8 protein-coding genes are annotated in these 13625 nt (G+C 65.2%); 6 read left to right on the top strand and 2 right to left on the bottom strand.

What is annotated here, in order from left to right:
* Positions 1 to 14: 14 nt before the first annotated feature.
* Positions 15 to 752 (bottom strand): SDR family oxidoreductase, encoded by a 738-nt coding sequence (locus tag CH289_RS18620; RefSeq protein ID WP_019666672.1) that lies wholly within the window; start codon positions 750 to 752, stop codon positions 15 to 17.
* 185 nt (positions 753 to 937) lie between these two features.
* Between CH289_RS18620 and CH289_RS18615 the strand changes: the two genes are divergently transcribed.
* A complete protein-coding gene (locus tag CH289_RS18615; protein WP_027499038.1) occupies positions 938 to 1345 on the top strand; it encodes a VOC family protein in 408 nt (135 codons plus the stop codon).
* 38 nt (positions 1346 to 1383) lie between these two features.
* Here CH289_RS18615 and CH289_RS18610 read toward each other — a convergent pair whose 3' ends face one another.
* Entirely contained in the window at positions 1384 to 2358 is a 975-nt protein-coding gene (locus tag CH289_RS18610) for a sigma-70 family RNA polymerase sigma factor (RefSeq protein WP_094728365.1), read from the bottom strand.
* A gap of 172 nt (positions 2359 to 2530) precedes the next feature.
* Between CH289_RS18610 and CH289_RS18605 the strand changes: the two genes are divergently transcribed.
* The 5 genes from CH289_RS18605 to CH289_RS18585 all read left to right on the top strand — a co-directional run bounded on the left by CH289_RS18605 (position 2531) and on the right by CH289_RS18585 (position 13592).
* The gene (locus tag CH289_RS18605) at positions 2531 to 3499 is read left to right on the top strand and encodes a GTP pyrophosphokinase (RefSeq protein WP_019666676.1); all 969 of its coding nucleotides are present in this window, start codon (positions 2531 to 2533) and stop codon (positions 3497 to 3499) included.
* A gap of 77 nt (positions 3500 to 3576) precedes the next feature.
* Positions 3577 to 5031 (top strand): DUF2079 domain-containing protein, encoded by a 1455-nt coding sequence (locus CH289_RS18600; protein ID WP_094728364.1) that lies wholly within the window; start codon positions 3577 to 3579, stop codon positions 5029 to 5031.
* Positions 5032 to 5209: 178 nt separating this feature from the next.
* A complete protein-coding gene (locus CH289_RS18595) occupies positions 5210 to 10678 on the top strand; it encodes a glutamate synthase-related protein (protein WP_094728363.1) in 5469 nt (1822 codons plus the stop codon).
* Positions 10679 to 10698: 20 nt separating this feature from the next.
* A complete protein-coding gene (locus CH289_RS18590) occupies positions 10699 to 12483 on the top strand; it encodes a sulfite reductase subunit alpha (protein ID WP_094713503.1) in 1785 nt (594 codons plus the stop codon).
* 53 nt (positions 12484 to 12536) lie between these two features.
* Positions 12537 to 13592 carry a ChuX/HutX family heme-like substrate-binding protein gene (locus tag CH289_RS18585; RefSeq protein ID WP_094728362.1) on the top strand — a complete coding sequence of 352 codons (1056 nt, stop codon included), beginning with the start codon at positions 12537 to 12539 and terminating at the stop codon, positions 13590 to 13592.
* Positions 13593 to 13625 lie beyond the last annotated feature (33 nt).

Below are 13625 nucleotides of genomic sequence, written 5' to 3'. Positions count from 1 at the left end.
GGTGACCGGACCGACTAGAGCGCGCGCACGGCACCGCCGTCGACAGTGACCGTCGAGCCGGTGATGTACGACGCGGCCGGCGACGCCAGGAACGCGACGGTACGTCCGAACTCCTCCGGATCGCCGATACGACCGAGCGGGATCCGAGCCAACGCGTCGTCGGACACGGCGCCGCCCCGGGACGTGTCGAATCGCCCGGGAAGGACGCTCACGACCCTGATTCCTCGTGGCCCGAGCTCGTCGGCGATGTCCTTGGCCACCATCGCCAAGCCGGGGCGCAGTCCGTTGGACACGCCGAGGCCCGTCAACGGCGACTTCACCGATGTCGACAGCACGAACACGATGGCGCTTCCGTCGGTCATGACCTTCGCCGCTTCGCGGGCCAGTCGCACCGCCCCGAGGAACACGGACTCGAACGACGCAGTCCAATCCTCGTCGGCGGCATCGAGGGCGGTGCTCGGCGGAGGTCCACCGACACTCACGACGAGACCGTCCAGCTTGCCCCAGTGCGCGATGGCCGACTCGACGAGCAACTGTGCGCTCGCGGGATGGCCGTTGTCGGCGACCATTCCGTGCACCGCGTTGGGTCGGTGCGCGCCCAGTTCGGTCACTGCCTCGTCGACCTTGGTCTGTGACCGAGAGGCCACCGTCACCTTCGCTCCCTCACGAAGCAGCTCACGCGCGGACGCGAATCCCAGCCCTTCGGTTCCTCCGGTGACGACGAACGCTTTACCCGACAGACCCAAATCCATGAACTCTCCTCTTGTTCGAACAGCGTCGACGCGCCGCTTCCGGCTGCATGACGTGTTCCCATCTTGCTACAGGCGAGTCGTCCCCCCGAATGCGGTAGAAAGTCGATGTCGGATCCGCGATGAATTCACGATTCGTCCGTTGTCGATACACACGAGACTTCCACGCCGAATGAATGGAGACCCCAATGTCCCGAATGCTGTTCGCCAACATGCCCGTCAAGGACGTCACTGCCACCCGCGCTTTCTTCGGCGGACTGGGCTTCGAGTTCAACGACGTGTTCAGTGACGAGAACTGTGTATCGATGGTCGTGAGCGAGCAGGCGACGGTGATGTTCCTGGCGGAACCTCGCTTCAAGGACTTCATCTCCGACGCGATCACCGACACGACGCAGTCGCGAGAGGTTCTGATGTGTATCAGCGCCGACAGTCGGAACGAGGTCGACTCACTCGTCGACGCGGCGATCACCGCCGGAGGGTCGAGTTGGATGGAGCCTCAGGATCACGGGTTCATGTACGGGCGTGCGTTCCGTGATCTCGACAACCACGTGTGGGAAGTCATGTGGATGGACCCCAGCGCCGTGCCGTCCGAATAGTCGGGGACGGGCCAGGTGGGGCTATCTCGACCTCCCTGTCAGAGGCGCTCGGGTAGACCGAATTTCTCGAACAGAGTCAGGTCGAAGAAGCACGCCACGTGGCCCACTCTGCCCGCCTCGATGTCGACGACGTGGAGTTGGAACGGCAGGTGGATTCCGTCCTCGTTCCGCATGTACAGCCCGTAGGCGGGCTGACCGTTGGCCGACGTCGCGACCATCCGCATGTCGCCCGCTCGCTGCGCCGGACAGTTTCCACGGATGAGGGTGCCGATGTTCTCGGCCCCTTGGTACCACCCTTCGAACGGCGGCATCTCCCACACTGCGTCCTGGGTGAACAGAGTCACGAGCTGGTCGATGTCGTAGCGTTCGAAACTGTCGACGTACTTGGCCAGCAATTCCCTGGTCTCGGCGGCTGCCGGCTCGACGACATCGTTTTCCGACGGCATGACCTCGTCGAGTTGCGCTCGTGCGCGTTGAAGCAGACTGTTCACCGCGGTCGTGGTGGTCGCCAGGGCTTCCGCTACTTCGGACGCCTTCCACTGCAGCACCTCACGCATCAGCAATGCTGCTCGTTGACGTGCCGAGAGGTGCTGCAGGGCAGCGATGAACGCCAGTCTGATGGTGTCCCTGCCGACGACGATCGATGCGGGATCGTCCGAATCCGCGAGCTCGGAATCCGCGATGGGCTCGAGCCACGCAATTTCGTGCGTCGCCACCAGGTCGTCGGTGGGGTCCGAACTCGGTGCACCGAGCCCCGTCGGCAGCGGACGCTTGGTCTTGCCGTCGAGCGCCGTGAGGCAGGTGTTGGTGGCGATGCGATACAGCCAGGTCCGCATCGACGAGCGCCCCTCGAACTTGGAGTAGCCCTTCCACGCGCGGATGTACGTTTCCTGCACGAGATCCTCGGCGTCGTGAATCGAGCCCGTCATGCGGTAGCAATGAGCGAGCAGCTCACGACGATACGGATCGAACTGCGCTACGAATGCGTCGCCCTCTGCGACCGTGGCCGTCATGAGTGAAGAGACTAATCCCACAGTCCGACGAACGCCCGACCGATCGGACGAATAGTTGTGCCGACGCGGCCGATCACGCAGGGCGCGCCGACGACGGCGTCGGTCGGCTCGTTCCCCTGTCGAAGCAGATAAAGTGTGGAAAGCCCGTGGGGCATGATCGGAGGCGCGGACGGTGACAGCGTCGACGAACATCGACGACCTGGTCGACGAGGCCTACGCCGAACGTCGTCGGGCATGGCAGGCCGCGCTGGTGACGGCCCAGAATTTTCTGGAGACCATCGCGGACGAGATCCTCGACAACGTCGACCGAGATCGGCTCAATGCGCAGACCGCCCGAATCAAGGATCCGGTGCGGGCAGCCGACAAACTGCGGCGGAAGATCACGGAAGGCCGGATCGTCGAGCCGAGGACCATCGACGAGGTCGTGGAATCCCTGCCGGATCTGATCGGCATCAAGGTTCTGTGCAAGAGCCCGCGGGATCTTCACGCCTTCGTGGACGCGTTGGAACGCGCGTGCACCGACCCGGAATGCTCGGTGCGCTTCGCCCGGAACCCGACCGACTACGTCGCGTTCCCCAAACCGAGTGGATACCGCGCCTACCACGCGATTCTGGTCATCCGCGTCGCCACCCACCAGGGTGATCTGATCGTGAACGTCGAAGTCCAGGTCAAGACGAGGCTGCAGGACGCCTGGGGTGAACTCACCCACGAGGACATGTACAAGCCAGGTGAGGCTCTCAAGCCGACGGAGGCGCACACCGAGTACGCCCGGCAGATGGCAGAGCTTCTCCTCCAGGTCGACTTGATGGCGGACGACCTCGCGGCGCAGCTCGATTCACAGACGGCCGTCGCGAAGGGCGCCGTCGTCGAACCGGTCCCGAGGGACTCGGCCATCATCTCTGCTCGAGTCACCCGTACCGGTCCGAGGTATGCGTTGGCCGTCGGACCGGACGGTCGCCGGGGACTCATCCCCGCGCGTTCGGTCAAGGCGGTGATCGGCGCCAAGGACCGCATTGCCGTCGACGACTATCTCGAAGTCGGTGACGTCGTGGAGGTCGTCGTGGAGGACACCGCCGACGCTCTGTACTACCACTTGTCCTCGCAACCCCCGTCGAATCGTCCGCGCAAACGGCGAGTGTGACCGAACGACCGTGCCCGAGCGCTGTCACCTGCACTTCTCAGGTTGATCCAAGAAATGTCGGGTAGACAGCATTTCCTGTGACTGCAACCGAGATCTCCCCGCCCACTGCGGCCGAATCGGTCGAGGAACCCCGGGACACGCGAATCCGGCGTGCACGGCCCACAGCCGACGTCGTCGTCCCGGTGACGGCGTTCGCGGTACTCGCGACGCTGTACTCGCTGTTGTCCGTGCTCGGCCACCGACAGCTCCGCACGTCCGGATTCGATCTCGGAATCTTCGTGCAACAGATCTCGTCGTACGCCGAGTTTCGGGCGCCGACGTCCGATCTCCTGGGCACCGGTTACAACACCCTGGGCGACCACTTCTCCCCGATCACCGCACTGCTGGCACCGGTCTATCGCCTGTTCCCGTCGCCGGAGACGTTGCTGATCGCGCAGGCGGTTCTGTTCGCGCTGGCAGTCGTTCCGCTGTCCAGGTGGGCGGTCCGTGAGTTCGGCACGGCGACAGGCATCGCGGTGGCGTTCGCCTACGGCCTGTCCTGGGGTGTGCAGGCCGCCCTGAACTTCGACTTCCACGAAATCGCGTTCGCCGTGCCACTGATGGCCATGTCTCTCGTCGCCCTGGGCAATCGTCGATGGCAACCGGCCTTGGCGTGGGCGCTCCCGCTGGTGTTCGTCAAGGAGGACATGGGTCTGACGGTTGCCGTCATCGGCAGTCTGGTCGCATTCTGGACCACCGGACGCACCCGCGCGCTCGGCGCTCTCACAGCCGTCTGGGGCCTCGGCTGGGTCGTCCTCGCCGTCAAGGTGATCATCCCGCTGCTCAGTGCCGACGACTCGTACGGTCAGGGATCGAAGTTGCCTCCCCTCGGGTCGGGCATTGCCGATACCGCCCACGGTGTCGTCGCAGGTGACTCACGCGCAGCGACTGCCTTCCTCCTCCTTGCCGTGACCGCGTTCGTTGCACTGCGCTCGCCGCTCCTGCTGGTCGCGGTCCCCACCGTCGCGTGGCGATTCCTCAGCGACAACACCAACTTCTGGAAGCCGATATTCCATTACAACGCGATCCTGATGGTCGTCGTCTTCGCGGCCCTGATCGACGCCGTCGTGCGGTGCCGCAGGCACGAGCAACTCACCGAGCGCGGGCAACGCACGATCTTCACGGCCGTGGCTGCGTTCGCGATCGTCGCCCTTCCGTTTCTTCCCATGGCTCGCCTGGCGACAGCCGACGGGTGGTCGACCGATCCACAGGTGACCGCGTCCCACGCCATCTCCGACGCCATTCCCGCAGATCGGACGATCGCGGCGTCGAACAATCTGGTTCCACAGTTCGTCGCCACGCACGACGTCTCCGTGTTTCCGCAACGCGCGACGAACACCGAGGCACCGGACTGGATCGTCGTCAACCGCAGCGATCCTGCCGGATGGCCGACGGACGGTGCGGGCGACGACAAGGCGGTCGCCGACGCGGTGGCGTCGGGCTACGTGCTTCGATTCGTCGACGCCGGAATCGAAGCGTTCGAGCGGCCGTGATGATCGAGCTGTCCAGGCGAATTGACAAAGGCTAGCCTTATCTTAGTAGTCTGACCTCTCCGGGTGCCGCTTCATCGAAGCAGCGACGCCCTGCCCTGACGGCGTCACGCCGTCGATTCTGCGCACGGCGGATCCGACTCTTCGCCCGCCTGCGCCCGGACAGGGAGAGGGTCGATAGATGCACGAGAAGTCCATCGGTCTGTACGATCCGTCGCTGGATTCCGACAGCTGCGGGGTCGGCTTCATCACGCGCAAGGACGGCGTTCAGTCCCACGACGTGCTGATCAAGGCCCGTGAGGCGCTGTGCTCGGTGCCGCACCGAGGTGGCATGTCCGCCGAGGGTGTCGGCGACGGTGGCGGTGTGTCCCTCGACTTGTCCGTCGACTTCTTTCGACGCGTCACCGACCGTCCGACTCTCGAACTCGGCCGATTCGCTGTGGGCAACTTCTTTCTCCCCGACGACGAGTCGCAGCATGCACGAGCGGTCGAACTGATCCACCGCGCCATGATCGATCGCGGATTCACCCCGCTCACTGTCCGCGATGTTCCGGTGAACAACGACGCCATTCGTCCCGCGGCCGTGAAATATCAACGCCCCGTTCGTCAGTGGATCTGGGAGGTATCTCGGCCCCGGCCCGAACCCGCAGCCATCGATCGGCTGATTCACGAGGCACTGCTGCACATCGAATCGATCGCGTACACCACCCCGACACTGGCCGGGCTGTATCCGCTGTCGCTCAGCGCCCGGACGCAGGTACTCAAAGGTCGGCTGAACTCCGACGAGGTCATTCCTTATTTCTGCGACCTCGTCGACCCGGAGCATTCGGTCCACACGATCTTCTTCCACACCCGGTTCTCCACCAACACCGATCCACATCCGACCATGGCGCAGCCGTTCCGGTTCATGGCGCACAACGGAGAGTTGAACACCGACAAGAAGAATCGCCTCGCGGAAGCAGCGGTGGCAAGCGCCAAGCGTCGCGCCATCGTGCGCCCGCCCGGCCAGTCCGACAGTTGCCGCCTGGACCAGACCGTGCAGGCCCGCGTCGTCGAGGACAACGTGGAACTGGTCACGGCCGTCGTGTCGATGATGCCTCCGGCGTGGGAGAACGACTACACGCTCTCGCCTCGGGTCCGAGCGATGTTCGAGTACTTCTCGCTGTACGAGGAGAAGAACGACGGACCGGCTGCGGTGGTGTTCGGCGACGGCACGGTGATCGGCGCACGTCTGGACCGCTTGGGACTTCGTCCCCTCCGGACGGTGGAAACGAACGACTACCTGTGCGCCTTCTCCGAAGCCGGCCAGGTTCGGTTCCCACCCGAGACCATCACGCATCGTGGTCGCGTCGAAGCCGGCGGAATGATCTACTTCGATCACCGCGACAAGCACACCTACTACACCCGCGAAGCCTTCGAAAAGCTCGCTGCCGATCGCGATTACACCGCTCTGCTCGCAGCCGCGCGCGTCGGCATCGACGATCTGGACGCCGCCGACTCCGTCGCCGACGCCTATGCGGGCGATCTGGAACGTCATCAGCGTTACGTCGCGTATTCGCTGGATCAGGAGAGCTTCAAGTTCCTGATGGATCCGATGCTGGCGAGCGGCGTCGAACGCGTCTCGGCGATGGGATACGGCAACGCGATCAACGCTCTCACCGACCGCGAAGGCGGGATGGCGAAGTACTTCTCGCAGCGATTCGCGCAGGTGACCAACCCTCCGCTCGACAGCATTCGCGAGGCCGACGGAATGACGCTTCGGGTGTCGCTGGGGCCGAAACCCAATGTCGGCGGCCCCGTTTCCCGCCAGGTCGTCGTGCCCAGTCCCCTGCTCTCGCACACGGATCTGCGCCGGATCACCGAACAGCCGCATACCCCGGTCGCACGGTTCGACATGACGTACCGGTCGATCGACACCGACAGCGAGGCCAACGAACGCGCGCTCGTGGAGGCCGTGAATTCGCTGGCCGATTCGGTCGTTCGGTTCGCCCGTGACGGCGGTATCGCCGTGCTCAGCGACCGAGACATCACTCGGGACAACGCTGCACTCCCGGTGATTGCCGTCGTGGCGTTCGTCAACGAACGGTTGATCGCAGCGGGTGTCCGATTACGGGTGTCGCTGGTGGTGGAGAGCGGCCAGATCTCCTCGTCTCACCATGTCGCACTCGTGCTGGGGTTCGGCGCTGCCGCGGTTCATCCACTGACGGTGCGGTTGCGAGCCGAGGACAAGTTCGGTGCCGACCCGGACGTGGCGTTCGCCAAGTTCGTGAAGGCGGCCGAGAAGTCGTTGATGAAGACGATGGGACGCGTCGGACTGTGCACCGTGGAGAGCTACATCGGCGGTGAGTTCTTCGAACCGAACTTCCTCGACACATCGGATCCCGTTCTGTCGCAGTGGTTCCCGAACATGAAGTCCCCGGTGGGCGGCGTCGGGTTCCGCGCGATCGCCGCGGGTGTCGCGCACTGGCATGCCCACGCCCGTAGCGCGGCGAGCGAGAGCGACCTGCCGAACCTGGGGTTGTTCAAGGAACGCGCCGACGGCGCAGGCCATTCGTTCGGGGCCACGTCGGTTCGTGGATTCGTCGACATGACCAAGGAGAAGATCGCCTTCGCCGGTACCGAAGCCGATGCGACGCAGACCGATGCACTGCGGCTGCTGACCATCACCAGGCTGGGTGACGCGTTCGGTCTCGGCGCCGAGGCGTACGCGTCGACGAGTTTCGACCGGTTGACCGACGAACAGATCGACGCGTTCGAGGTGACGGGCGACTACCGGTCGTTCGTACGGTCGATGCACGACGAGCGCTCGCGTCGACCGGCAGCACTGCGCGACGTGTTGGCCACGCCGGCCGACGTGTCGGACTGTTCGTCGGCGCAGGAGTTCGCGCTCGAGCTCGGCCGCTTCGACATCGAGGGCAACACGGGCATTGTCGTCCGCGGCCTGCAGGTCGACGCCGTGTCGGACACCGAGTTCGCACTGACGCTGCGTACCGACCCTGCGCGTACCAACCCGGCGCGTGCGCATCTGCTCGGTGATGGTCTCGGTCTTCTCTTCGGCGACGAGGCCACGAGTCGCATCGACGGGGACACGGTGATCGTGACCTCCCGCGGCCGAGCGTCGCTGTTCCTCGGAAAACTGGGTGCGGCGCCTGCGTCGATCCCCTTGTCCGAGGTGCAGAAGGCAAGTGCGATCACACCGTTGCTCGCGTCGGGCGCGATGAGTCACGGGGCTCTCAACGCCAATGCGCACGAAGCCGTCGCGCACGGAACCAACATGGTCGGCGCGATGTCCAACAGCGGCGAAGGCGGAGAGCATCTGTCGCGCTACGGGACCGTCCGCGCCTCTCGCATCAAACAATTCGCCTCGGGACGCTTCGGCATCTGGGCCGGCTATCTGGCCGATCCGATGCTCGAGGAAATCGAGATCAAGATCGGTCAGGGCGCCAAACCCGGCGAGGGCGGACAGCTGCCTGCCCCCAAGGTCACCGTCGACATCGCCGCGGCCCGCAGCGGCACACCCGGCGTCGAACTTGTGTCTCCCCCACCGCATCACGACACGTATTCGATCGAGGACCTCGCGCAGTTGATCCACGACTGCAAGGCCGCGCGCGTACGCGTGATCGTGAAGCTCGTCTCGTCCGAGGGGATCGGCACCATCGCCGTCGGCGTGGCGAAAGCAGGTGCGGACGTCATCAACATCGCCGGCAACACCGGCGGAACCGGGGCGGCGTCCGTCACGAGCCTGAAGTACGCCGGACGCGCCGCGGAGATCGGCCTCGCGGAAGTGCACCAGGCTCTGTGCGCCAACGGACTTCGCCAGAAAGTGATCCTCCGATGTTCGGGAGCCCACCAGACCGGTCGTGACGTCGTCACCTCGGCGCTGCTCGGTGGCGACAGCTTCGAGTTCGGCACCACGGCGCTGATGATGATGGGCTGCGTCATGGCGAAGAATTGCAACGTCAAGTGCCCAGCAGGATTGACGACCAATCCCGAGGTGTTCGACGGTGACCCTCGATCGATGGCGCAGTACCTGCTCAACATCGCGCACGAAGTCCGAGAGTTGCTCGCCGAGCTGGGTATGCCGTCGTTGCGGCACGCCCGCGGCCGCACCGATCTTCTGCACCTCGTCGACCATGCGGCAACGGTGGGTGCGCTGGACCTGCACTCGATGCTGACCGTCGTTCCCGAATCCGTCGTCACCGACCCCGTCTACCTCGAACGCGAATACGGCATCGACGACATGCTGATGGCCGAAGTCCGCACCGCCCTGATCGACGACCGCGCACGCACGGTCGCGCCCGGCGGCCGAACGCACCTGGGCAACCTGAACAAGAGCGTCGGCGGGCAACTGTCCATCGACATCGAACGCCTTCTCAACCACGAACTCCCGACGTCGGTGACCGACGCCATGCCCTCGGTGCTCGTCGACGACCGCGGCCGGCGATACCTGGCGCCGGGCACGGCCCTGGTGTCCACGTACGGCGCGGCGGGCCTCTCGTTCGCCGCCTTCTGCAACGACGGAGTCGTCATGGATCACACCGGCACCTGCAACGACGGAGTCGGCAAGTCCATGAACGGCGGCACGGTGATCGTCCGCTCGCCCGGCGGCGGATCACCCGAAGCGGGCGGCAACGTTCTCATCGGAAACTTCGCGCTCTTCGGCGCGACCGGTGGACGCGCATTCGTGGAAGGTGAATCGGGCGACCGCTTCGGCGTGCGGAACTCCGGAGCCACCGCCGTCGTCGAAGGCGTGGGTGACTTCGCGGCCGAGTACATGACCGGCGGCGCCATTCTGAATCTCGGCGGGTTCGGCAAGGGTGTCTGCAACGGCATGAGCGGCGGATTCTTCTATCAGTACGACCCGAACCGTCTGTTGCCTCTCCGTGCGAGTGCCGACTCGGTGATCCTCGGATCCATCACGGCGGACGACGAGCAGGCAGCCATTCACACCGTCGCCGTTCGAATGCTGCTCGAGTGGCACGTCGAGGCCACCGGGTCGGCTTCCGCGACACGGTTGCTGCAGAACTGGGAGGTGGAGCAGCATCGCTTCGTTTACGCGATGCCGCGGGCGCTGTTGCTCTACCAGGACAGCGACGCGATCCTTGCCGCGAAAACCCGGAAGGAGCTGCTCGACGAGCTCGCGGGCTCGCTGGCAACCCAGCAGGTCCGGTCCTACAAGCTCAGCCTGCGAGAGGGCACTCCGGTGCTCGGCGGATCGGTGCCGGGATACGGCGAAACCGATACCGACACCGTGTACGCGCTGTTGAACCAGTACACGGTGATGCACTACGCGCACGAGGTCGCGCTCACCCGAGTGCCCGGTTCCAGCGCGATCGACGACCCGGCCGTGCACAAGGCAGCACGAAACCTCGTGCTGACCGAGGACTTCGCGCTCGTTCACCGGCTGACCGCCTACGCGAAGGACGTGCTGGGTGGGTACGAGGACGAGCAGTTGGCTGCCCTCGTCGGTCACAAGCGCGTCGACGACTACAAGCAGGCCCTGACCGCGAGAAACGTGCGCGGTTCCGACAGCCCGGCCACCTACGGCTGGATCATCTACCAGGACGCCAAGAACCGCGCCAAGCTCGGATCGCTACCGAACTTCGACGAATTGTTCGCCGTGCGATCCGTCCCCGACCTGGTGTCCTGACGAGAGAGACGGAAAGTTCAGTGCTCATTCCCTACATTCCCGAGGACGCGCCGTTCACCGGAGATCAGCGCGCCTGGTTGTCCGGTTTCCTGGCGGGACTCCATTCACGGCTGGCGATCCCCACCGGTTCCGCCGCGCAGCCGGACACTGCCTCGGTAGCCGCTGCGGTCCCGCTGCAGATTCTGTACGGCAGCCAGACCGGAAACGCCGAAGCGCTTGCTCAGGACACCGCCGACCTGGCCCGACAGCACGGGCTCGACCCTCATGTCGCGTCACTGGACGCGGTGGACATGAACGCGTTGGCGGCCATGCGTCGCCTGATCGTTGTGACATCTACATACGGCGAAGGCGAGATGCCGGACAACGCCCAGCTATTCTGGGATGCTGTTGCCGCCGACAGTGCACCTAGACTGGAAGGGCTGTACTTCGCGGTCCTCGCACTGGGCGACACGAGCTACGACGGATACTGTAAGGCGGGACGAGACATCGACTCACGACTGGAAGCACTCGGGGCGACCCGGACGGCCGACCGTCTGGATTGCGACGTCGACTACGAGGACGCGGCCGCAGCATGGCTGGCCGGCGCAGTCCCCTCCATCGCATCGGTCGACGGCGGGGGTCCTGCGTCTGCACAGCCCGAAGCACCTGCAGCGAAGCCCGCGAAAAGTGCCTCCAAGCGGTCACCGTGGAACCGGAAGAACCCGTACCGCGCCACCGTCCTCGCCAATCGCGTTCTCTCCGGGCCGCAGTCGTCGAAGGAAGTCCGTCACTACGCGTTCTCGTTGGGTGACAGCGGCCTGACGTACGAGGCAGGCGACGGACTGGGCGTCAAGCCGGTCAACCACCCGGAACTCGTCGACGCACTGATCGGGCGGCTCAGCGTGGACCCGGACACGACGGTCACGGTCAAGGGCTCCGAGCAGCGTCTCGACGAACTCTTGACGCATTCCTACGAGATCGGCGTGCCGTCGATGGACCTTATCGAGGCCATCGCCGAACGATCGGGCGACGACGAACTCCAGCACGTCCTCCAGACGGGTGACCGCGAGTCTCTCGACGCCTGGACCTGGGGCAAGGACGTCCTCGACGTTCTCGCGCTCGATCCGGCGCTGACGATCGAGCCCGCCGAGCTGCTCGAACTGCTCCGCCCGTTGCAGCATCGTGTCTACTCGATCTCGTCGTCGCCGCTGGCCCACGAGGGCACCGTCCACCTGACGGTCGCCAGCGTTCGGTATCGCTCCGCAGAACGTGACCGCGGCGGTGTGTGCTCGACGTTCCTCGCGGACCGTGTCGGAGAGGGCGACGGCGCGGGGGTGTTTCTCTCCGCGAACAAATCGTTCCGGCTGCCGTCGGACGACGACGCGCCGGTCATCATGGTCGGACCCGGTACCGGTATCGCGCCGTTCCGTGCGTTCCTTCACGAACGGCGCGCGCGCAACGCATCGGGCCGCAACTGGCTCTTCTTCGGTGATCAGCACCGCGCGTCGGATTTCATCTACGAGGACGAATTGAACGCGCTGTCTCGCGACGGCGTGTTGTCCCGTCTCGACCTGGCTTTCTCGCGCGATCAGGCCGAGAAGGTCTACGTGCAGAACCGCATGCGAGAGAACGGCAAGGAGCTGTACGCGTGGCTGGAGGAGGGCGGTCACTTCTACGTGTGCGGTGACGCCACTCGTATGGCCAAGGACGTCGACGCCGCGCTGCACGACGTCATTGCCGAACACGGGGGACGCTCCGCGGATCAGGCCGAGGACTACGTGTCCGAGCTCAAGCGCGCCAAGCGCTACCTGCGCGACGTCTACTGACCCCTCGCGGGCCGAAAAAATCGTCACAGCAGTACTTCCTCAGGAGTATCACCATGTCCGCTCCATCCAGTTCGGATGGGGATCGGTCCGACGATCCCACATCCACCCCCGGCCCGCCGGCTCTGCCCAGCGGCTCACGCAGACCCTGCGGCCGCCACAGTGAATGCCGTTGCGCGGCTGCAGCACCCACCGACGCGGGCGACTCGGCCGCCATCAGTGACCTTGACGCACTGCTGACCAAGCCGGACTTCTCGGGCGAGCAGATCGGCGGCGGCGCCGCAGGAGTTGCCGAGTTCTTGCCCCTGCTCGACGAGACCGTGGCCATCACGGTCTCGGGACCGGCGGTGATGAACGACGTCGGTCATTACGACGTCCCCACCGAGATCGGCGGACCGATCCGTACTGCGAAAAATCGAATCTCGCTGCGTATGAACATGTCTCGCCTCCACGCCGCGGTTGCCACCGACCCCGATCAGTACCTCCCTCCGACCTTGAGGATGTTCGACACCACCGGGTTCGCGGCGCACGCAAGCTATCTGACGCCCCGATCGGACAGGTTGGCGTTCGAGGCACTGAGATCGGTGCGCACGCGGCCGTCGTACGCGGTGGTGCCACGACCCCGCACCCCCGTCTCCGACGCGGAGGCTCTCACCGAGTGGGAGGGCGCCGACCAGATTCAACAGTTCGACTCGATCCTCGCCGACGGCGGCGTGGCCCGGCAGGCTGCGCTTCCGGCGTTGGCCTCGCTCGGCACGCGGCAGATCGATCCGACGGCAATCGCGGGCGCGCTCGAGCACCTCGCCTACCTCGAACTTCCCATGACGATGGTCACCGCGGGCGCGGGATGCATGCAGATACATCACGATCATCTCATCGCCGCACGCATGACCGGCGGCAATCTGACACTTGCGTCCGGACTGTGCCGGATGATGGTGGACCTGACCCACGTCACCGAATGCTGGGCCACCGTCACCTCCGGCGTACGCGGCCCGACAGCGTCCATCGAACTCTACGACCGACGAGGCCACTGCCCCGTGCTGTTCACCCAGACCGGCGCGACGGACTCCGTGGTAGCAGGCGTGTGGGAGGAGATCGTTCACTCTCTCTGACTCGTGCCTCACCAACTTTGTCGGACCCAGCCG

The organism is Rhodococcus sp. RS1C4, from assembly GCF_002258225.1.
Taxonomy (GTDB): domain Bacteria; phylum Actinomycetota; class Actinomycetes; order Mycobacteriales; family Mycobacteriaceae; genus Rhodococcoides; species Rhodococcoides fascians_E.
Note: the sequence above shows the minus strand (reverse complement) of the source record. Positions and strands in the feature narration are given on the sequence as shown.

What these genes read in the sequence shown, in the direction of transcription:
- CH289_RS18620 (WP_019666672.1), bottom strand. Translation starts at nt 752, where the DNA reads ATGGATTTGGGTCTGTCGGGTAAAGCGTTCGTCGTCACCGGAGGAACC.
- CH289_RS18615 (WP_027499038.1), top strand. Translation starts at nt 938, where the DNA reads ATGTCCCGAATGCTGTTCGCCAACATGCCCGTCAAGGACGTCACTGCC.
- CH289_RS18610 (WP_094728365.1), bottom strand. Translation starts at nt 2,358, where the DNA reads ATGACGGCCACGGTCGCAGAGGGCGACGCATTCGTAGCGCAGTTCGAT.
- CH289_RS18595 (WP_094728363.1), top strand. Translation starts at nt 5,210, where the DNA reads ATGCACGAGAAGTCCATCGGTCTGTACGATCCGTCGCTGGATTCCGAC.
- CH289_RS18585 (WP_094728362.1), top strand. Translation starts at nt 12,537, where the DNA reads ATGTCCGCTCCATCCAGTTCGGATGGGGATCGGTCCGACGATCCCACA.